The sequence below is a fragment of the Hydrogenophaga sp. 2FB genome (assembly GCF_005503365.1).
Classification (GTDB): Bacteria; Pseudomonadota; Gammaproteobacteria; order Burkholderiales; family Burkholderiaceae_C; genus Hydrogenophaga.
Genome location: NZ_SCML01000012.1, coordinates 71,049 through 90,899, shown reverse-complemented (window position 1 = coordinate 90,899; position 19,851 = coordinate 71,049). Strand labels below are relative to the sequence as shown.

Annotated in this window: 21 protein-coding genes; 11 read left to right on the top strand and 10 right to left on the bottom strand. The window is 64.5% G+C overall.

From position 1 onward, the window contains the following. Positions 1-63 precede the first annotated feature (63 nt). Entirely contained in the window at positions 64-846 is a 783-nt protein-coding gene (locus FFS09_RS09640; RefSeq protein WP_137918642.1) for an IclR family transcriptional regulator domain-containing protein, read from the bottom strand. A gap of 116 nt (positions 847-962) precedes the next feature. Between FFS09_RS09640 and FFS09_RS09635 the strand changes: the two genes are divergently transcribed. The 4 genes from FFS09_RS09635 (at position 963) to FFS09_RS09620 (ending at position 4,385) form a co-directional block, all read left to right on the top strand. Beyond that, positions 963-1,499: a VOC family protein gene (locus tag FFS09_RS09635; protein ID WP_137918641.1), complete on the top strand. Its 537-nt coding sequence runs from the start codon at positions 963-965 to the stop codon at positions 1,497-1,499. Positions 1,500-1,548: 49 nt separating this feature from the next. Next, positions 1,549-2,460, top strand: a complete 912-nt coding sequence (locus tag FFS09_RS09630; RefSeq protein WP_137918640.1) for an alpha/beta fold hydrolase — start codon at positions 1,549-1,551, stop codon at positions 2,458-2,460. A 14-nt stretch (positions 2,461-2,474) separates the two neighbouring features. After that, positions 2,475-3,467 (top strand): Bug family tripartite tricarboxylate transporter substrate binding protein, encoded by a 993-nt coding sequence (locus tag FFS09_RS09625; protein WP_137918639.1) that lies wholly within the window; start codon positions 2,475-2,477, stop codon positions 3,465-3,467. 78 nt (positions 3,468-3,545) lie between these two features. Then, positions 3,546-4,385, top strand: a complete 840-nt coding sequence (locus FFS09_RS09620; RefSeq protein ID WP_137918638.1) for a fumarylacetoacetate hydrolase family protein — start codon at positions 3,546-3,548, stop codon at positions 4,383-4,385. A gap of 49 nt (positions 4,386-4,434) precedes the next feature. Here the strand turns inward: FFS09_RS09620 and FFS09_RS09615 are convergent, their stop codons facing one another. The 5 genes from FFS09_RS09615 to FFS09_RS09595 all read right to left on the bottom strand — a co-directional run bounded on the left by FFS09_RS09615 (position 4,435) and on the right by FFS09_RS09595 (position 9,566). Further along, on the bottom strand, positions 4,435-5,424 hold the full coding sequence (locus FFS09_RS09615; RefSeq protein ID WP_137918680.1) for a Bug family tripartite tricarboxylate transporter substrate binding protein: 990 nt from the start codon (positions 5,422-5,424) through the stop codon (positions 4,435-4,437). Between the two features lie 130 nt (positions 5,425-5,554). Then, positions 5,555-6,664 (bottom strand): porin, encoded by a 1,110-nt coding sequence (locus FFS09_RS09610; RefSeq protein WP_137918637.1) that lies wholly within the window; start codon positions 6,662-6,664, stop codon positions 5,555-5,557. A 145-nt stretch (positions 6,665-6,809) separates the two neighbouring features. Next, complete coding sequence (locus FFS09_RS09605) at positions 6,810-7,802, bottom strand: ABC transporter substrate-binding protein (RefSeq protein WP_137918636.1); 993 nt, start codon at positions 7,800-7,802, stop codon at positions 6,810-6,812. Between the two features lie 41 nt (positions 7,803-7,843). Further along, entirely contained in the window at positions 7,844-8,866 is a 1,023-nt protein-coding gene (locus tag FFS09_RS09600; protein ID WP_137918635.1) for an aromatic ring-hydroxylating dioxygenase subunit alpha, read from the bottom strand. 97 nt (positions 8,867-8,963) lie between these two features. Next, positions 8,964-9,566: a TetR/AcrR family transcriptional regulator gene (locus FFS09_RS09595; RefSeq protein WP_171019946.1), complete on the bottom strand. Its 603-nt coding sequence runs from the start codon at positions 9,564-9,566 to the stop codon at positions 8,964-8,966. Between the two features lie 330 nt (positions 9,567-9,896). Between FFS09_RS09595 and FFS09_RS09590 the strand changes: the two genes are divergently transcribed. Beyond that, positions 9,897-10,799, top strand: a complete 903-nt coding sequence (locus tag FFS09_RS09590; protein ID WP_252374313.1) for a dihydrofolate reductase family protein — start codon at positions 9,897-9,899, stop codon at positions 10,797-10,799. A 19-nt stretch (positions 10,800-10,818) separates the two neighbouring features. Here FFS09_RS09590 and FFS09_RS09585 read toward each other — a convergent pair whose 3' ends face one another. The 3 genes from FFS09_RS09585 to FFS09_RS09575 are packed head-to-tail and all read right to left on the bottom strand — an operon-like array spanning position 10,819 to position 13,344. Continuing rightward, entirely contained in the window at positions 10,819-11,694 is an 876-nt protein-coding gene (locus tag FFS09_RS09585) for an alpha/beta fold hydrolase (RefSeq protein ID WP_137918678.1), read from the bottom strand. A 19-nt stretch (positions 11,695-11,713) separates the two neighbouring features. Next, positions 11,714-12,991 carry a PQQ-dependent sugar dehydrogenase gene (locus FFS09_RS09580; RefSeq protein ID WP_137918633.1) on the bottom strand — a complete coding sequence of 426 codons (1,278 nt, stop codon included), beginning with the start codon at positions 12,989-12,991 and terminating at the stop codon, positions 11,714-11,716. Then, positions 12,988-13,344 (bottom strand): hypothetical protein, encoded by a 357-nt coding sequence (locus FFS09_RS09575; protein ID WP_252374311.1) that lies wholly within the window; start codon positions 13,342-13,344, stop codon positions 12,988-12,990. Before FFS09_RS09575 ends, FFS09_RS09580 begins: the two co-directional genes overlap by 4 nt. Before the next feature lie 191 nt (positions 13,345-13,535). On the opposite strand from FFS09_RS09575, the gene FFS09_RS09570 reads away from it, so the two are divergent. Together FFS09_RS09570 and FFS09_RS09565 are read left to right on the top strand one after the other, a co-directional pair. After that, positions 13,536-14,300, top strand: a complete 765-nt coding sequence (locus tag FFS09_RS09570; protein ID WP_252374310.1) for a cytochrome c oxidase assembly protein — start codon at positions 13,536-13,538, stop codon at positions 14,298-14,300. Next, the gene (locus tag FFS09_RS09565) at positions 14,297-14,944 is read left to right on the top strand and encodes a cytochrome b (protein ID WP_137918630.1); all 648 of its coding nucleotides are present in this window, start codon (positions 14,297-14,299) and stop codon (positions 14,942-14,944) included. Before FFS09_RS09570 ends, FFS09_RS09565 begins: the two co-directional genes overlap by 4 nt. Here the strand turns inward: FFS09_RS09565 and FFS09_RS09560 are convergent. After that, positions 14,883-15,569, bottom strand: coding sequence for a c-type cytochrome (locus FFS09_RS09560; RefSeq protein ID WP_171019945.1), 687 nt, complete (start codon positions 15,567-15,569; stop codon positions 14,883-14,885). The two genes, FFS09_RS09565 and FFS09_RS09560, sit on opposite strands and share 62 nt — an antisense overlap. Between FFS09_RS09560 and FFS09_RS09555 the strand changes: the two genes are divergently transcribed. The 4 genes from FFS09_RS09555 to FFS09_RS09540 are packed head-to-tail and all read left to right on the top strand — an operon-like array spanning position 15,568 to position 19,847. Next, positions 15,568-15,987: a c-type cytochrome gene (locus FFS09_RS09555; protein ID WP_252374309.1), complete on the top strand. Its 420-nt coding sequence runs from the start codon at positions 15,568-15,570 to the stop codon at positions 15,985-15,987. The genes FFS09_RS09560 and FFS09_RS09555 overlap by 2 nt on opposite strands. A gap of 25 nt (positions 15,988-16,012) precedes the next feature. After that, the gene (locus tag FFS09_RS09550; protein WP_252374308.1) at positions 16,013-16,948 is read left to right on the top strand and encodes a cytochrome c oxidase subunit II; all 936 of its coding nucleotides are present in this window, start codon (positions 16,013-16,015) and stop codon (positions 16,946-16,948) included. Beyond that, complete coding sequence (locus FFS09_RS09545) at positions 16,945-19,545, top strand: cbb3-type cytochrome c oxidase subunit I (RefSeq protein ID WP_252374307.1); 2,601 nt, start codon at positions 16,945-16,947, stop codon at positions 19,543-19,545. Before FFS09_RS09550 ends, FFS09_RS09545 begins: the two co-directional genes overlap by 4 nt. Beyond that, positions 19,530-19,847: a hypothetical protein gene (locus FFS09_RS09540; RefSeq protein WP_137918627.1), complete on the top strand. Its 318-nt coding sequence runs from the start codon at positions 19,530-19,532 to the stop codon at positions 19,845-19,847. Before FFS09_RS09545 ends, FFS09_RS09540 begins: the two co-directional genes overlap by 16 nt. Positions 19,848-19,851 lie beyond the last annotated feature (4 nt).

Sequence of the window (19,851 nt, the reverse complement as noted above, 5' to 3'; positions counted from 1 at the left end):
TTTGTTGCTGCCAAGAGGTGATTTTTTCCAAACTCCTCCGTTGCGGCTTGGCCGCAGCTTTTCTCAGCTAGCCACGAGTTCGCGGTGAGCCGCCTCGATGCGCGTGGCGGCCTGCCGCAGCAAGGGCAGGTAACGGCGGGTGGCCACATCGAAGGACATCGCGGAATCTATCCAGATGATGTTGATGCAGCCCAGCACATGGATGCCGTTCATGATGGGCACCGCGATGCTGGAGGTCTTGGCCATCAACTCGCGCTGCCGGGTGCCGTAACCACGCCGCCGTGTTGCGGCCAGCGCTCGGCGCACGGCGTCCGGGTCGCGCATCTTTTCCTGATCCGTGCCGGCAACGGCACCGATGCGCTCCAGGATCGCGTTGCGCTCTTTCGCCGGTGAAAAGGCGAGATAGGTCCAGCCAACCGCTGTGCTCAGCATGGGCAACTGGCGCCCAACCCATGAGCGCTCTATCGACAGCGGGCTGCGGTAATGCGTGGTCGAGCGGATGACCATGCCGTTGTCTTCGTAAGTGGCGATATCCGTCGGCCACACCACCTCATCAAAAAGCTCGGCGAGCACCACATCGGCAATATCGGTGATCCAGTCTTCGTCCTTGTAGCCGCCGGAAAGGCTCTTGACCTTGAGTGTCAGGCGGTAGGCATCGCGCAGGGCCGTGCGGCGCAGAAAACCTTCCGTGCGCAGCGTTTCGAGCAGGCGGTGCACGGTCGGCCGTGGGAGGCCGGTATGGCTTGCCACTTCAACGGAAGTGGCATGCCCGAGCGCGTTGACGGCGCGCAGCACGGCCAGGCCTCGCTCAAGCCCTCGGACAGAGTGGTAAGAGGATTCGCTCATGGGAAAAGGGCAATGTTCAAGGGCTGGACATTCGGTGGAAATCGTTTGACGCTGGATCGTAGCAATCCATATCCTTCACGGGTCGCATCGCCTCATAACGCTGAAGGAAAAAAACCATGACCCGCCCCCCTGACGCCCAGCTAACGCACTTGGGACTCTATGTCCGAGACCTCGATGCAATGGTCGCGTTTTACGCCGGTCTGCTGGGCATGGTGGTGACCGACAGCGGTGAACTGCGCGGTGGCCGCATCACCTTCATGAGCCGCAGTCCCAACGAACACCACCAGCTGGTGATGGTCAGTGGACGTCCTGATGAGGACTATTCACCCATCAGCCAGATGTCCTTCCGCGTCAACACGCTGGAAGATCTGCAGCACTACAACCGCGCCGTTGCACAAATGGGCTTGCGTGACTTGCGTCCCTCAAACCATGGCAATGCGTGGAGCATCTACTTCCTGGACCCCGAGGGCAACCGGGTAGAGATATACGCCACATCGCCCTGGTACGTGAGCCAGCCCTACCAGCAGCCGCTGGACCTCGACGCGCCGGCCGACGAGATTCGTGCCAGCACCAAAGCCATGGTCAGCGGCGATGCCAGTTTCCAGCCGCGTGAGGCATGGCAACGCGCGCTGAGCGAGCGTCTGGCTGGCTGAGCCGAGCAGCAAGCGTTTTCCTTTTCCCACGACGAGACAAACAAAATCCATGAACACCGAGACGAAAACCGAAACACGATCGACCGCAGTGGCCAAACCCTTTCGCAGCGTCTGGTCCGAATTGCGCGAAACCTCTTTCCGTCAGGGCTGGATCGACGCGGGCGGCATCCGCACGCGCTATGTCCAGGCGGGCCCTGAGGACGGCCCGCCGCTGCTGATGGTGCATGGCACCGGCGGCAGCTGGGAGTGCTTTTGCGCCAATCTGGCGGTCTTTTCAAAACACTTCAACTGTTATGCCTTCGATACGGTCGGCGCAGGTTTCAGCAGCAAACCCGACATCGACTACGAGATCCCGGTGTACGTCGAACACGTGCGCAACTTCATGCAGGCTGTGGGGGTGGACAAGGCGTCCATCCTGGGCGTGTCGCTTGGCGCCTGGATCGCTGTGCGTTTTGCCCTCACGCATCCGGACAAGACACAGAGCCTGATGCTGGTCTCCGCCGCCGGCCTGCTGACCGATGCGCAGACGTCGTCGGACATCAAGGGCGCACGCTACAAAGCCGTGGACGACCCGAGCTGGGAGAACGTCAGCGCCGTGTTCAAGGGCCTCATTCTTGAAGAGCAGAACCGCATCGATGATTTTGTCGGCGTGCGCCAGGCGGTGTACCGGCAGCCCGGCATGCGCCGCGCCATGGAGCACATCCTGTGCTTGCAGGAACCCGGCTTGCGCGCGCGCAACATGATTGCGGAAAACGAATGGCGCAGCCTGCAGGCGCCCACGCTGGTGATCGGCGCGGTGGACCACAAGGACATCTTTCTGGAGACCGCACAACGCGTTTCGAAATTGATCCCGAAAGCCGAGTACGTGGAAATCCGCCGGTCTTCTCACTGGTCGCAGTTCGAATCGCCGGAAGAGTTCAACCGCGCAGGCCTTGATTTCCTGCAACGCACGGCACGCTGATAGGGAGACACGACATGAACCTTCATACACGCCGTCATCTGGCCATCACCGCGTTGGCTGCACTCACGGGACTTTCCGGCCTGCTGGTCAGTTTGCCCGCGGCGGCCCAGGACTACCCGTCAAAGCCCATCAAGTTCCTTGTCGGGTTCACACCCGGTGGGAGCGCTGACCTCATCAGCCGGTTTGTCGCGCACAAGATGAGCGAGCGGCTTGGCCAGCCGATCGTGGTCGAGCAAAGATTGGGCGCCACCGGCATCATCGCGCAGGATGCCGTCGCCAAGGGCGCACCGGATGGCTACACGATGGTGTTGCTCACCGGAGGCCACCCGACATCCGCGGCGATGAAGAAAAAGCTGCCTTACCACCCGGTGAACGACTTCGGCATGGTGTCGACGATCATCGAATACCCGATGGCGATTGGCGTCAGGCCGGATTCGCCGATCAAGTCGTTTGCGGATTTGCTGGCGCGTGCGAAAGCCGAGCCGGGCAAGCTCAGCATGTCGTCCGCCGGCACCGGCAGTCTGCATCACCTGCTCGGCGAGTGGATCAAGATCGAGTCCGGTACCGAGATGATCCACGTGCCGTTCAAGGGCGCGGCGCCAGCGTACACGGAGCTGCTGGGTGGCCGGATCGACGTGTTTATCGAGACCATGACCTTCCTCAATGTCAACTTCAAGAATGGCCAGGTGCGCCCGCTAGCCGTGTCGTCCTCGCAGCGGCTGAAGGACTTTCCCAATGTGCCGACGATTTCGGAAGCGCTACCCGGCGTCGACCCCACGTCCTGGCTAGGGCTGGTGGTGTCGCCGGGCACGCCGCCGGCCGTCGTTGACCGACTCAACCGTGAGTTGCGGGCCGTTCTCGCCGAACCGGCGACCGCTGAGCGTTTTGCCCAGTTGGGGGGCGTGCCCGCGCCTTCCACGCCCGATGAAATGCGCTCGCGGGTTCAGCGCGAGATTGATCGCTGGACCCGCGTGGTGAAGTTGCGCAATATCGAGCGCGAGGACTGAGGCCGCAATGATCGCCGGCCGCTGAAGCGGCCGGCCGGTTTGTCGGAATGAGAATACTTTGATGAAGAGACTCTACAAATGAAGCTGCTACGCCATGGCCCCGCGGGCCAGGAAAAACCCGGCGCACTCGACGCCCTTGGGCAAGCTCGCGACCTGTCGCTCTTGATCCCTGACTTCACCCCCGAATGGATGTCGCCCGCCAAACTGCAGGCCCTGGCGGCGATCGACTTGTCGCGCATGCCGCTCGTGCCCGAAGGGACGCGGCTGGGCGCGCCGGTCGCCGGCGTTCGTCAGTTTGTCGCCATTGGCCTGAACTACCGCAAGCATGCCGAAGAAGCCGGTCTGGAGATTCCCAAAGAGCCCGTCGTCTTCACGAAGGCCATCACCTGCATCGCGGGCCCGAACGATGATGTCGAACTGCCCGAAGGCTCGCAAGCCAGCGATTGGGAGATCGAGCTCGGCTTTGTGATCGGCACGCAAGCCAGGAACGTCTCCGTCGCACAAGCCCTCTCGCATGTCGCCGGTTACTGCCTCGCCAACGACATTTCCGAACGCGATTGGCAGCTCAAGCGCAATGGCCAATGGAGCAAAGGAAAGAGCTTTGACGGTTTTGGACCGATCGGCCCCTGGCTGGTGACCCGCGATGAATTGCCCGATCCGCAGAGCATTGCGCTCGAGCTCGCTGTCAATGGCCAAACCCGACAGCAGAGCAACACGGCCGACATGATTTTCCCGGTGGCCGAGATCGTTTCTTACCTGAGCCAGTTCATGACCTTGCTGCCCGGCGATCTGGTCATCACCGGTACACCGGCAGGTGTCGGCCTTGGCGCCAAGCCGACGCCGGTGTTCCTGCGTCGCGGCGACGTGATGACGCTCGACGCCGGGCCCCTCGGCACACAGCGCCAACGCGTCGTCTAACCGGCCCCGGTGGCTTTCGACGGCGACGCGTTCGCTTTCGAGAAAGTCCTCACTCAGCCTGGATACGCAGTTCCTGGATCAATTTTCCGTAGCGGGCAAAGTCGGTCGCGTTGGTCTTTTCAAGCACATCCGCACCGCCTCCGGCCGGAAGCATGCCGAATGCAGCCATCTTCTCGGCGGTATCCGGCTGCTGCAGGATCGCGTTGATGTGTGTGTTCAATGCCTGCACCAATCCCGCGGGGAGTCCCCGTGGGCCAAACAAGCCAGTCCATGCTTTCACTTCAACATTCTTGTAGCCCAATTCGAGCAACGTCGGAACGGAGGGGGTGAGCGGGGAACGCTTGTCGTCGGCAATGGCCAGAATGGCGAGCTTGCCTGACGCGATATTCGGCAGCACGGGCCCAAGCGTGATAAAGGTGCTGGCCACATGTCCGCCGAGCACATCGTTGATCGCGGGGGCTACGCCTTTGTAGGGAACGTGGTTCAGCTTCACGCCCGCTGAGCGGTTGAACAGTTCACCCGCAATATGCATCGGCGAGCCAGCGCCCGGTGTGGCGTACCCCACGGGCCCCGAGCGCCGGGCCTCGGCGACGAGTTCCTTGGGACTGCGAGCGCTGGTTCCCGGTCCAACCACCAACGCCAGCGACTGGGCGCCAGTTTGTACGATCGGGGTAAAGCCTTTGAGCACGTCGTAGTGCGCTGTACCCGTTGTCTTCATGACAAACTGGGCGATCGACAAAGTACTCGGTGCCAACAGGAGCGTATAGCCGTCAGCGGCGGCCCTCGACACATAGGCGCTTCCGATCGTTCCGCTAGCGCCCGGCCGGTTGTCGACGATCACCGGCTGCCCAACGCGGGTCGAAAGCTTCTCGGCAAGGAGGCGCGCCAGGGCATCGGTGTCTCCACCCGCGGGGTAAGCAACAACCAGCGTGATGGGCTTGGCGGGATAGCTGGCTTGTGCCCAAGCAGCGGTACTGCCCACCGCAACGGTGAAGGAAAGCGCTGCTGCAAAAAACACTCGGCGAAGACTTGCATTCATGATGGTATCGATGGCGTTCGGATTGAAATGGCCGTGGCGGAAGTCGCTACAACAGCCGTACTTTTGCGTTTCTGGAGGGGAGGCGTCGGTGACCGCCTGAAGGGCGCTCACCGATCACGCTACCTCGTTGTCAGAACGAATGGCGGATGCCCAGAGCGATGCCTGTCTGGTCGGTGCCCGCAAGCGGATTGCCACCCACCTGGGCCGTGCTCACCGCGAAGGCGGCGGCACCCTTGTTGTTGGCCCTGGCGACCGAGGCGTACACGGCGGTGCGCTTGCTGAAGGCATACGTGCCGCGCACGATCATCAGATCGCCATCGTTCGCGCTGCCCTTCAGGTCGTAATGCACCCATTGCGCATACAGCGTCACTTGCGGTGTGAGCGGATGGCTGGCGCCCAGGTACCAGAGGTCGCTGCGGGGCGTTGCCACGACCGCGTCATTGTCCCGACGGATCAAGCCTGCGCCGATCTTGCTGCCTGCGAGCTTCGCATAGCCGTTCAACACCGTGCGGCGGTCCTTCATGGAAGATCGATTCAAGCCGCCATACGCACCCGCGCCGCCGCGAAGCTCGTCGATGGCAAACGCCATGCCCCAGCTCGGCGCGTCGTACTTCACCATGGCGGACCACTCGCGGCACGCGGAGGCGTCCGCCGCGTTTTCGCCCGCGCAGTTGGTGCCGGCCGGCGATGGGCCCGCGTTGACGGCATCGCGACCGAGGCTGTAGGTGGCGCCCACGGTGAGGGCGTTTAACTTGCCGAGGTAGCTGATGGAGTTGTCGGCGCGCGCGTTGGGAATGTAGGAATCAAAGTTCGCCATGCTCTGGGCGTGCGGGCCGATCACGTCCGAATCAAACAGCGACCAGAACAGCATGGTGTGGTGGCGACCCGCCGTCAACGTGCCGTACGCACCGGACACACCCACGAAGGCCTGGCGACCAAACAGACGAGCGCCTTGGTTCAGGACACCTGTGTCGGGAGAGAACCCGGACTCGAGCACGAACGTGGTCTTGAGGCCACCACCCAGGTCTTCCGTGCCGCGCAGGCCCCATCGAGATGGAAGGCTGGCGGTGAGGCCGGGCATGCGGGTCGAGCCCTTGCCGGTGGCACCGGTGTTGCTGAGGTGTTCGACGGCCGTATCGATCAGGCCATAGAGTTGCACGGAGGATGTTTGCGCGGATGCGCTCTGGGCGCAGAGGATGGCGGCCGCGATGGTGCCAAGCTTCGCAAAGTGGAGCTTCATGGGGGACTCTCTAGTCAAGTGGAATGGGGCCTCGCGCGCGGCACGCACGAAGGCACGAACCGGCGCGCGGGCGACGGAGGGGAGGGGACGAAGGTCCCCGTGTCAGGGTGGAAGAAGGCGGCCGGATGGGCCGGCGCGCATCAACTCAGGGCTTGCGGGCGGCAGCGTCCACAAACTGGTTGGTGAAGAGGTCTTCGAGCGGCAGTGCGCGCGGCACGATGCCTTCGCTCACGTAGAGCCGTTGCACCTCGTCAAAGCGCTTGGCATCGATGCGGCCCAAGGGGGACTGTCCGGCGTACGTGTACTTGGCCAACAGGCCGAACAGGCGCTCCACGGAAGCCTGCTTGTCCTTGTACATCGGCACGGCGGCCACATAGTGCCGGGCGGCGTCCTTGGGGTCGTTCATGATGTCGCCCATGGCGCGCAGCGTCGCGCGCACCAGCTTGGTCAACAGCTCCGGTTTGTTCTTGATCGCCTCGTCGGACGCGATCACCGCCTGCGCCATGCTGCGAAAGCCTTCTTCGGGTGGAAGGATCGTGGCTAGCGCGCCGGCGTCGATGGCGTAGTTCAGAAAGTCGGGGCCGGCCGCCATGGCCTGTGCCTTGCCCGCGGCGAACAGCTGCCAGGTACCGGCCGGTCCGCTGGCCTGGATGTTCACGTCGTTCTTGTTGAGATCCGCCTTGGCCAGACTGCCCAACAGCGAGTAGTAGGTGGTGTCGGCATAGCTCATGACCGTGATGGTCTTGCCTTTGAGTTGCTTGAACGACTGGATGCCGCTGTCGTTGCGCACGGCGGTCAGGGTCAGCGAACCCGCGCCCAGCAGCGCGATGGCTTTGACCGGCACGCCGTTGGCGCGAACGATGATGGGTGTGTCGCCGATGGCGCCGCCAATGAGCGCGTTGCCCGCGCCGATCTGCTTGGCCACGTCGACGCCACCGCGGGCCGCCACGAAGTTGACCTTGATGTTCTCCTGCGCAAAGTAACCCTTGTGCTGGGCCAGCATCCACGGCGCCATCGCCATCGAGGTGGCGGGCACCGGCAGCAGGTAGTCGATGCTTTCGGGCGCGCCTTGCGCCAAGGCGCTGCCGCCAAGGCCGAGCAGGCACAGGGTTTTGAACAGGAAAACGGCTTTCTTCATGGTGGAGACCTTCTTGGGGTGCGTGGGGTGGGGGGAACGCTTCAGGTGCCTGTGGGCATGGCCTGCCCGGCTTCTTGCTCTTCCAGGCGCGCGAGGATGCGGTGCGATGCGGTGACCGCCTTGTCGGCCTTGAGCGCCATGGCTCTGACGTCGGGAAATCGCGTGTTCATGCGCTGCTGTGCCTCGGCGATGTCCACGTCTTCGAGGTGCACCGCGCGGGTATCGGCATCGAGCTGTCGGGACAGCGCCTGGTCATCGACCTTGAAGTTGCGCGATACCACGATGAAGTAGTGGTGGCTGTCCTCGGTCTCGGGCGTGATGAAGTGGTCGGCACGCATGTCGACCTGCTGCGTGTCGTCTTCGTTGCGCACGAGAACCGTGACGTTGGCTGGTGGCGTCCACGTGCTGCGTTGAACCCGTGTCACCGGGCCCGCGAACTCGTGCCACGCGCGGTGGGCGGGGGCCTGCGTGGTGTTGACGAACACGCGCTCGTTCGTCACCGCGTCTCCGTCGACATGGGTCTGCAGGGGGTCTTGTTCCAGCAGGTTCGGATTGAAGCCGATGGATGAGGCATGCAGGAACGCCACGTGCGAGAGGTCGAGCAGGTTGTCGCCCATCAGCGCGTAGTTCGCCTTCACCGCGAAGTGCTGCACGACGTCGTGGTTCCAGTCCGGCTGTTCCATCCACGGCCGCTCAGGCAGTGGACTGCCGTGCGCCAGCGCGGGGTCGCCCGGCCAGATCCACACCAGACCGAAACGCTCCTGCACAGGGTAGCTGCGCACGCAGGCCCGGGGCGGAATGATGTCCTGGGACGGGATGTGGGTGCATTGACCCTGGCCCGAAAACGCCATGCCGTGGTACACGCAGCGCAAGGACTCGCCATCCACGCGACCCATGGACAAGGGCGCCTTGCGGTGGGGGCACAGGTCCAGCAAGGCGTGCGCTTTGCCACTCTGTGTACGGAAGAAGGCGATCGGGTCGTCGCACACCATTCGCCCCAGGGGTTGGGCGGTGAGTTCGTTGCTGGTACAGGCCACGTACCAGTGGTTCTTGAGAATCGTCATGGGTCGAAAATCTGTTTATTACCGTTATGGGTAATTTATGTTAGGGCGAAAAAAAAGTCAACCAGAGCGGTTGACCTTGGGGCCGTTGCCGGACTGGCTAGGGCTTGGGCCGCTTGCTCAGCAGACCGTTGAGCAGCAGATCGACCAGGAACTCGACGTAGCTCTCGCGCAGTTCATCGGGATCGGCATCGGGGCCGAACAGCTGCTTCAGAAACGCATCGGCGGAGCCGAAAAACTCGGTCAGGCCGATCATGGCGACATGCAGGAAACGGGGATCGATCTTGCGCAGCTGTTCACCGTCGTGGCTGTGAAGCAGTGCCAGCGTCAGCATCAGGCCGCGCGAGGCGGCTTGGCCGGTGAGCGTCTCTGACTCCCGCGTGGAGCCTGTGTACACCGAGTCCATGATCAGCTGGTGGAACCTGGGGTTGCTGTGCACCTGGTCGATCATCGAGGCCAGCCGTTCGGTCAAGCGCTCGCTCAATGGACTGTCCTTCGAGAGCGCCTGCTGGCCTTTCTCCTGCAGAGCGTCCAGCTGGGTCATCGCGGTGGCCGTGAAGAGAGCCTCCTTGGTGCCGAAGTAGTAGCGCACCAGGGCTGGGGTGACGCCGGCGTGTTTCGCGATCTCGGCCAAGGTCAGCCGGTCGGGTGGTTGCAGGCGCAGCAGCTCCTGCGTGGCGGCGATCAGTGCTTCGCGGCCCACGGCAGTGCCATCCGCAGGGCGTCCTTTCCCACGGCGATCCTGGGATGGTTTGGACGGATTTTTCGACTTTTCGCGCATGGGGGATAGGCCACGCAAGGAAGTGGCGGGATGATAATTATTCAAAAGCGCAATTTTTTGCGAATTTGCGCTTGGCGACACCCTATCACGACAATGTCGCCCCAGCTCAAACGCTCCCTTTCCGAGTACCTTGTTCGTGGAGGTGTTTGGCCTGTAGCGTCAGCCACTCGGCTTGTCCCGCTCCACCTCCCGCAACCGCGCCACCGCCTCATCCCGACTCGACACCTCCAGCTTCCCGTAGATGTTCTGCAGATGCCACTTGAAATCGCGGAGATCGTGCTGTGGCGGCTCTCCGATGCCGCATCGCTGGTGACGGAGCCCATGTCGATGTGGGTGGTGGGTGCTTCATACGGGCGTCGCAGCGCTGACCCCGGTTGTTCTCCTTATGGAGAACGGGCTCTTGTCGATTTCAGGCGGCCCCATTCGTCGTCATGGAGTAAGGGCGCCACTCAACCCGCCCTGATCGTTCCCATGGTCGCGAAACAGGAGACGGGCATATCACTTCTACGGTTCAGAATTTCCATGTCGCTGGACGGGTTTGTCGCCGGCCCCAACCCCAGCGTGCAGGACCCGCTCGGCGTGGGCGGCGAGCAATTGCACGAATGGGTGTTTCCTCTGGAGATCTGGCGGCGCCCGCATGGCCTGGAGGGTGGCGTGGTGAACGAGAGCACGCCGGTGATGGAAGAGGAACAGGCCAACATCGGCGCGACCATCATGGGACGCAACATGTTCGGCGGTGGGCCGGGGCCGTGGGATGAGAAGGATCCCTGGAACGGTTGGTGGGGCAGCACGCCGCCGTTCCATCACCCGGTGTTTGTGCTGACGCACCATGCGCGGGAGACGGTGGTGATGGAGGGCGGCACGCGCTTCACGTTCGTGACAGACGGTACCGAGAGTGCGCTGGACCAGGCCCGGCGCGCGGCGGGTGGGAAGGATGTGGCGCTGGCGGGTGGTGCGCGTGTCGCGCAGCAGTATCTGAAGGCCGGGCTGGTCGATGAGATGCAGCTGCATGTGGTGCCGATGCTGCTTGGCGGTGGAGCGCGGTTGTTTGAGGGTGTCGGCGCCTTGCGTTCGCTTGTATTGGTCAAGACGGCGGCGGCGTCTGATGTGGTTCATTTGAAGTTCGCGGTTGGGGGAGAGTGGCAGGTGGGGTAGCTGAAATTTGGGGTGCCGGCTAAGCAGGATGCTGGTGAACGCGCGCAAGGAAGTCGCGAACAAGCGCCACCACCTCATCGAGGTGGGTCTCCAGCAACCAATGGCCGCCGTCGAGCAGGTGCAACTCGGCGTCGGGCAGGTCACGCAGGTAGGCGCGGGCCGACTTCTCCGGCATGTACGCGTCTTGCGGTCCCCAAACAATCAGCGCGGGCGGGCGATGTTCACGGAGGTACTTGCGGTGTTGCGGAAACCAGGTGCGGTTCTCCTTCAGGCCAGCGATCAGGTCGACCGCGATGTCCCGCCGCCTCGGCGTCATCAGCGACCAGTGAAGTTTCCATAGGTCGGGAGGAATTCGGCCCGCAAGCTCCGACCCGACCGCGTTCAGAAACTCCTCCTTGAACGTCTCTTCACGGATCGATTCAGCCAGTGCCGCGCGCATCTCGGCGGCCGGGAGTGCCCAGGTTTTCTCGATCTCCGCGTACTTCGGGCCCAGCGCATCCTCATAGGGAATGTCGCCGTTCTGGATGATGAGAGCCACGATGCGCTCGGGCGCGCGGATGGCCAACCGGGCACCGATGGGCGATCCGAAATCGTGCAGATAGAGGACGAAGCGATTCAAGCCGAGTGCGCGCACGAAGTGGTCCAGGAACTCGGCGTAGCCGTCGAAGCTGTATTCGAACGCCTCGGGCGTGTCGCTGTACCCGGCGCCCGGAAAGTCCGGCGCGATCAGCCGCCAGCGATCGGCCAGACGTGGCAACAGGTTGCGGAATTCGTAGGAGGAACAGGGATACCCGTGAGGCAGTAGCACGACGGGTGCACCGTCCGGGCCTGCTTCGCGATAGAACGTGTCGACTTGGCCGACCGTTATGCGGCGGTGTCGCACACACCTTTCCATGAGCACCCCGACCACCGCCTCAGCGCGCCGGCGTCACGCGCCAGACGGTGTTGGACAGATCGTCCGCAACGATCAAGGCGCCCTTGGGGTCCACGGTCACGCCGACCGGGCGGCCCATGGTCTTGCCGTCGCTCTGGAACCCGGTGACGAAGTCAACGGGTGGCCCGCTCGGCCTGCCGTTGTGGAAGGGCACGAAGATCACCTTGTAGCCCACGGGCGTTTTCCGGTTCCAGCTGCCATGCAAACCGATGAAAGCGCCTTTGGCAAACGGCGCTGCGAACCCCGATGGCACAAAGGACAGTCCCAAAGGCGCCGAATGCGAGGGCAGGGCGAAGTCCGGGCGCACTGTCGCCTGCACCTTTTTGTCATCCTGAGGCTGCACGCGGCGGTCGACGTTCGGGCCCCAGTACGCGTAGGGCCAGCCATAGAACGCACCTTCTCGCACCGAGGTCAGGTAGTCCGGCACGAGATCGGGGCCGAGTTCGTCGCGCTCGTTCACCACCGCCCAGAGTTGCCGGCTCGTGGGCTCGAACGCCAGCGCCGTGGGATTGCGAATGCCGGTGGCGAACGTGCGCGTGGCGCCATTGCTGGCGTCGATCTGCCAGACCACGGCCCGGTTCTCTTCCACCGCCATGCCGCGTTCGCCGATGTTGCTGTTGGAGCCGATGCCGACGTAGAGATAGCGGCCCTCCGCATCGGCCGCGAGGGACTTTGTCCAGTGGTGGTTGACGGCTGATGGCAACTTGGTGACCGTCACGGGAGCCGCCGTTGCCTGGGTTTGCCCGGCCACGTAGTCGAAGCGCACCAGCGCGTCCTGGTTGGCGACATACAGCTTGTTCCCCACCAGCGCCAGACCGTACGGCGCGTTGAGGTCCTTGGCGTAGACCCATCGGCCTTCGTACGTGCCATCGCCATCGGTATCGCGCAACAGGGTCAGCTGGTCGCCGCCTTTGACGGCCGTGTTGCCCTTTGCCTTGATGATGCCGGCGATGTAATCCTTGGGTCTCAACGCGGGGGCGCCGCCGCCCTTGCCCTCGGCCACCAGAATGTCGCCATTGGGCAGCACCAGCGACTGGCGCGGCACTTTCAGGTCGGTGGCGATGGACTGGATCGTCCAGCCTTGCGGCACGGTGGGACGGCGACCGCCCCAACCTGCAGGCTCCGCAATGCGCATGCTGGGCAGCAACCCCCGTTGCGGTGGCGGCAGGTCGGGCGGGGTGGGCGGTGCGGCGTTTGCGCCGGCCGCCGCGATTGCAAAGGTCAGCGTTGTGCCTCGCAACAGGGCCTGGGCCGTCATGCCGTCCTCCTCAAGAAACCGACGAGCCCGATCGCGCTGGCCGTCGCGGCGAGCACCACCACCATGGCCGACAAAATCAACCCGGTCGGCATCGTCGCCCATCCATCCTTGCCGTGGATCAACGCATTGATGAAGCCGATGATGAAGGTGGCCAGCAGCAGCGTGAGATAGACCAGGCCTGCGCGATGGCGGGTCGCCGACGAGCGCAGCGCATCCACCGCAGCCCACAGCAGCGAGAGGCCGGCGATCAGCAAGCCTCCCGCGTTCAACCACGCGGCAAAGTTGATCCACTGGATTTCCTGGCTGCTGGCGTAGGCCCAGTCGCTGAGCAGCGCACCCAGGAGGAGCGGCACGGAAGACAGGGCGAATATGGAATGCATAAGCGTGTTCACAGTCCAACAGAAGCGGTGCTTAATGCCATCATTGCCATGGGCAGGCCAGGCGTCTGTTCGCCACCGAACAGTGCGCCCCGTCGCTCCGTGGTGTCATGCCGGTGGGAATCGCGTCCCGAGACCCGGCTGCGCCCAACGAGGAGGTACATGCCTTGGACGAACTCAGGAGGTGGGTCCCGTACTGCGGCGAGGCGCCAGGGCCAGAGATCTGGCTGAGCCGCTGGAATCTCGATCCGGTGCTCGGGTCGGTCCTGTTGCTGCTGGCGCTGGCACTGTGGCGCTTGCCCATGGGGCGGGACGTCACCCCCAGGCGACTCCTGAGCCTGCGCTGCGCGTGGGCTCTCACGGTCGTTCTCTATGTGTCGCCGCTGTGTGCCCTCAGCTCGGCTTTCTTCACCGTGCGGGTGATCCACCACCTCGCGCTCGTGTTGGTGATGGCGCCTTTGCTGATGTTCGGACTGGAGCCCTGGCTGCGGCGCCTTCCGACGCCGCTCTGGAGCGCCACTGCGATCGCCGCTGTGGTGTTCTGGGTCTGGCACGCGCCGGCTCCTTACGCGGCAGCGCTGTCGTCCGACGGGGTCTACGCGCTGATGCAATTCACGCTGCTGGCCAGCGCGATAGGGTTCTGGATGGCGGTCCGCAGATCCGGCCCGACGGCGGCGATGGGTGCCGTCCTGGTCACGACGGTGTTGATGGGACTGCTGGGCGCATTGATCACCTTTGCCGGACGGCCGCTGTATCCCCCGCACTTCGCGTCCACGCTGAGCTGGGGTGTGTCGCCGCTGGAAGACCAGCAGCTCGCCGGCATCACGATGTGGGCGCCGGGCAGCATCGCCTACCTGGCCGCGGCGATGTGGATCGGCTGGCGCTGGATGAACGCCGAACGTGCGCGCGGCCTGCGCGCCGACGCGGCATGAACCTCGTTGCCTTCATTGAATGGGCCGAGGGCTACCACCGGCGCGGCCTGTACTCGCCGATCGGCGTCGCCTTTCACTGGGTGATGGCGGCGCTCATGATCTTCCAGCTGGCCCATGGGTGGTACCTGGGCTGGCAACCGGTGGGGGGCGACAAGTACATCGGCTACCAGACCCACACGCAGGTCGGACTGACGATCATGTTTCTGGGCACGCTGCGCCTGTTCTGGCGCAGCCAGATCAGCGGACCCGACAACGTGGACGAGGGGTCTTTGGCAGGCAAGGCCAGCCGCCTGCTGCAAACCTGGTTCTACATCAGCTTCTTCGCGTTGCCGGTCAGCGGTTGGGTGATGTGGTCCACATTGCCCAGCGACCTGCCGTTGTCGGTGGCAGGGCTGATCCCGTTTCCCAACCTGCCTTTCGATCAGTTGTCCGAAGACCTGCAGCACCGCCTGATGCAGTGGGCCGCGACGGCACACTTCTGGATCGTGTGGATCACGGCGCTCATCATTCCCGGCCATGCCGGGGCGGCGGTGCTGCACTACGTGGTCAAACGGGACCGCGTGTTGCCTTCGATGTTCGACCTCAACGGTCCGCAGGTGCCGGGCGTGGTGGGATCTCCGAAAGATAAAGGCCCAGTTGCCTGATCTGCCCTTCATCGAGCTGCTGCGCCACTTTCAACATCACATGATTGCCGTCATTGCGCCGTTTCGACAGTTGCCAGTCCTGCAATTGCTGGGTCAGGTAGAAGGCCGGCTGGGCGTTGAGCGGCGGCCCGTTCACGGTGCCCACACCGTCGACGCCATGGCACTGCTGGCACGCACGGGCGTACAGCGCCGGCGTCGCTGCGGCAATGGTTTCCTCGGTGGCGGGCGACAGGGCCTGCGGCGGCAGGGCGGCGTAGTGGTGGGCCACGCGCACGCGTTCGTGGCTGTCGAGAAAGCGTGCCACGTCGCGCATCACGTCGTGCGGCCGCAAGCCGTTCGCGTAGTCTTCCATCTGCTTTTGCAGGTAACCCACCGGCAGGCCGGCCAGTCGCGGCGCGTCGTACCCGTTGCCCTCGCCACGCACGCCGTGGCAGGTCGCGCAGGCGTAGCGCGCGCCACCTTCGCCGCCGCTCATCGCGATGAGTTCGCCGCTGCCGCTCCAGCGGTCTTCACTGCTGCTCATGCGATCGGAGCATGCGGTGGTCAGCACCGTGGCGCACAGGGCCAGCAACAGGCCGCCGACGTTCGCGGGCCGGTGTTCGTGCAGCAAGAGGTGTTTGCGCATGGGATCTAGATCATCGTTCATGCCGGGGACCGGGCGTGCACCGAGGGGCTATTCGGGCCGTTGGCTGGTGCTGGCCTGCTTCAGCCTGGGGGCCTGCGATGGCCCGCCCGACCGCACGCCAACGCTGGGCGATGCCGACGCCGCCACCGGTCTTCGGCTCGTCAGCGAGAAAGGCTGCGTGGCCTGCCACACCTTCCCCGACATCCAGTGGCCGCGCGGCGGGCTCGGGCCGTCGCTGCACGGCTTCGGCCGACAGGGCCTGATCGCCGGGAAACTGCCGAACCAGCCCGGCGTGTTGATGCAGTTTGTCAGGAACGCCCCCGGGCTGGTGCCCGGGTCGGCCATGCCGGCCATCACGATGTCAGACCAGGAAGCCCGCGATGTCACAGCCTACCTCCTCACGCTCCAGTCTCGCTGAGGCCTTGAGCGGCTGGCCCCCACCCGTGCTTGATCCGCACGGCCCGTTCTCCAACACGGTCACGTCGCTCGCCTGGGTGTTGATCGCACTCTGCACGCTGATCTTCGTGCTGGTCTGCGCGGCCATGTGGGTGGCGCTGTACGGCAGCGACGGATTGCGCGCTAGGCTCGGAGGCGAGGGCGTCGTCAAATGGTTCGGCCTGATCGTTCCGGCCGGGGTGCTTTTCCTGCTGCTGGCCTGGGGCACGACGATGGTCGCCGGCATGACGACGATCAAAGGCAACGAGTTGCGCATGCGGGTGTCCGGCAACATCTACTGGTGGCGCGTGTCCTACCTGGACGCGGCGGGCAAGGAGACCCATGCCGATGCCAACGAACTGCACATCCCGGTGGGTCGCCCTGTTGTCATCGACATGGTCTCCGAAGACCTGATCCACAGCTTCTGGGTGCCCAAGCTCGGCGGCAAGATGGACATGATCCCGGGCCGCACCAACCGGCTCAAGCTGCAGGCCGACAAGGCGGGCGTCTACGGTGGGCAATGCGCCGAATTCTGCGGCGGGGCGCATTCGCTGATGGGCTTCGTGGTCGTGGCGCACGAGCCCGCAGACTGGCAACGCTGGAGCGATGCGCGGCTTGCGCGCCAGCAGGCACCACCCACCCAGGCCGTGGCATCCGTCAACGACGAGGTGCTGCGCGGCAGCAAGCTCTTTGGCGAGGCCGGCTGCGTCGCCTGCCACCGCATTGCCGGCACAGCCGCGCAAGGGCTGTCGGGCCCCGACCTGACGCACGTGGGCTCGCGGCTGTCGCTCGGCGCCGGCATCCTGCCCAACACGCGTGGCACGCTGATCGGCTGGATCGGCGACAGCCAGTCCATCAAACCCAACAACCGCATGCCCGCCTACCGCTCGCTGCAGGCCGCCGAACTGAACGCACTGGCCGCCTACATGGAGTCGTTGAAGTGACGACCAGCGTTCCTTCCGGCGTGGCAGGTGCCGTTGACGACGCCGCGACAGCGCCGTCGGAGACCGGCTTCGACGCGCGGCTCTACGGGCGCTTCCCGACGAAGGGCAGAAGACCGAAAGGCGAGCTCGATGACCTGAAGAAGGTGTGGGAAACGCCGACGGGGTGGCAAGCCTTCAGCGCCGTCAACAACAACTTCATCGGCTTCCTGTTCATCGTCACGGCGCTCGGCTTCTTTGTCGCCGCCGGCATCCTGTCGCTGGTGATGCGCGTGCAGTTGGCCTCGCCGCTCGCGGACGTGGTGCCGCAGGAGATCTACAACCAGCTGTTCACGATGCACGGCTCGGTGATGATGTTCCTGTTCGCCGTGCCCGCCGTCGAGGCCATCGCGGTGCTGCTGCTGCCGCAGATGATCGGCGCGCGCGACCTGCCTTTTCCGCGGCTGTCGGCGTACTCGTACTGGGCCTACCTGATCGGCGGTGTCGTCTTCTTCTGCTCGATCTTCTTCAGCCTGGCACCGTCCGGCGGGTGGTTCATGTACCCGCCGCTGAGCTCGGGGGTGTACGCCAAGGGCATCAACGCCGACTTCTGGCTGCTGGGCATCGGCTTCATCGAGATCAGCGCGATTGCCGGCGCCATCGAACTCATTGTGGGCGTGCTGCGCACGCGCGCTCCCGGCATGACGATGGCGAAGATGCCGATCTACGCCTGGGCGGTGCTGATCTTCGGCGTGATGATCATCCTGGCCTTCCCGGCGATGATCATGGTGACCTTCCTGCTGGAACTCGAGCGCGCCTTCAACTGGCCGCTGTTCGATGCCCTGCGCGGCGGCGACCCGCTGCTGTACCAGCACCTGTTCTGGTTCTTTGGCCACCCCGACGTCTACATCATCTTCATCCCGGCCTCGGCCATGGTGTCGGCGATGATCGTCACGGTCGCGCAGAAGCCGCTGGTGGGCCACGAGATCGTCGTGCTGGCGCTGATCGCCACCGGCTTCATCAGCTTCGGGGTGTGGGCACACCACATGTTCACGGTGGGCCTGCCCGGCTTGTCGGCCGGCTACTTCTCCGCCGCGTCGATGGCGGTGGCGATTCCCGCGGGCGCCCAGGTGTTCGCGTGGATCGCCACGCTCGCCTCGGGCAAGGTTCAGCGCAACGTGCCGTCGCTGTTTCTCGTCGGCGGCATCCTCATCTTCGTGATGGGCGGCCTCACCGGCGTGATGGTGGGCATGGTCGCTTTCGATGGACAGGCCCACGACACCTACTTCGTCGTCGCGCACTTTCACTACGTACTGATCGGCAGCATGGTGTTCCCGCTGTTCGCCGGGTTCTATTACTGGACGCCGATGATCAACGGCCGGGAGCTGTCGGAACGCGCAGGGCGTTGGGTGTTCTGGCTCAATTTTGTCGGCGTGCATGTCTGCTTCCTGCCCATGCACCTGAGCGGGCTGATGGGCATGCCCAGGCGGGTCGACACCTACTTGCCGGGCCGGGCGATGGAAGTGCCGAACCTGATCTCGACCGTGGGCGCCTTCATCATCGCGGCCGGGGTGCTGCTGTTCCTGGTCGACGCCGTCCGTGTCTACGGCCGCAAGGGCAATGTCGGCGGGGACGCCCGCAACGTGTACAAGGGCGGCACGCTGGAGTGGCTGGCCACGGGCAACTATGGGCTGCGTTCGATCCCCGTCGTCAATCACCTCGAGCCCTTGTGGGCCGATGCCCGGCTGCGCCAGGACGTCGAGGCCGGGCGCTACTTCCTCCCCGGCACCGCCACCGGCGCGCGCGAGACGCTGATCACGAGCAGCTCGCGCGCGGAGCCGCAGTACGTGCAGATCATGCCCGGGCCGTCCTGGTGGCCGCTGCTGGCGGCACTCTTCACGGCGGGCTTCTTCCTGCTGCTGACGGTGAAGGCTTTGACACTGAGCGCGATCTGCGGCGTGCTGACCATCGTGTGCGTGATGCGTTGGGTGTGGGGCAACGACCGCCACATCCCGCAGAAGCAGGTCGACGCGGGCGCGGGCATCCTGCTGCCGACCTATGTGACCGGTCCCCAATCGCACGGCTGGTGGGCCGCGGTGCTGCTGGTCATCGTCCTCGGGATGATCTTTCTGATGTCGGTGTTTTCGTACCTCTACCTGTTCGGCGCCCACCCGGACTGGTGGCGCGTCGAAGCGCCGCGCGGCGCGCTGGTGCCTGGCCTGCTGCTGCTGGGTGCATCGGCGGGCCTGGCCTACGCGGCCCGGCCGTGGATGGCGAGGCGCAAGCGCGGCAGCGGCGTCAGCGCGGCGATGATGACGCTGAGCATGGTGTGCCTGGTCGCCGCTCTCGCGGTGGACGTGCTCGACTGGTGGACCGCCGGACTGCGCGGCGATGCGAGCGGACAAGGCGCGACGATCTTCGCCATGTTGGCCTGGCACGGCACCATCGTGGCCGCCGTCGTGCTGTCGGCTGTCTACTACCTGGCACGCTGGATGCGCGGTCTTGCGCCACCGCCGGCCAACAAGACCTTGGAGGCGCTGCGCATCCTCTTCATGTTCGCCGCGTTCGAGGGCGCCGCCGGCCTGCTGCTGCCGCGGGTGTTGCCATGGGGCGGCGTGTGAAGGCGCTGAAGCGACTGAGCTGGCGGCCGATCGTGACGGCTTTTGCGATCTGGTTCGTGCACTTCATGGTGAGCTGGAGTGCGAGCGAGATCTGGGCGCACCAGTGGACGGCCAATGCGGTGGCCTGGGGCGCCACTGCCATTGCGTTGCTGGCCGTGGCTCTACACCTTGCGCGGGTCAAGGCCCAACACGCTATGGGCGGACTTTCGGACTGGAACTACCACTTCGCGCTGGGCGCTGTGGCCATTGCCACGGTGGCGGTGGTGTTCAGTGCTTTGCCTTCGTTCGTTTTTCTACCTTGAGCGC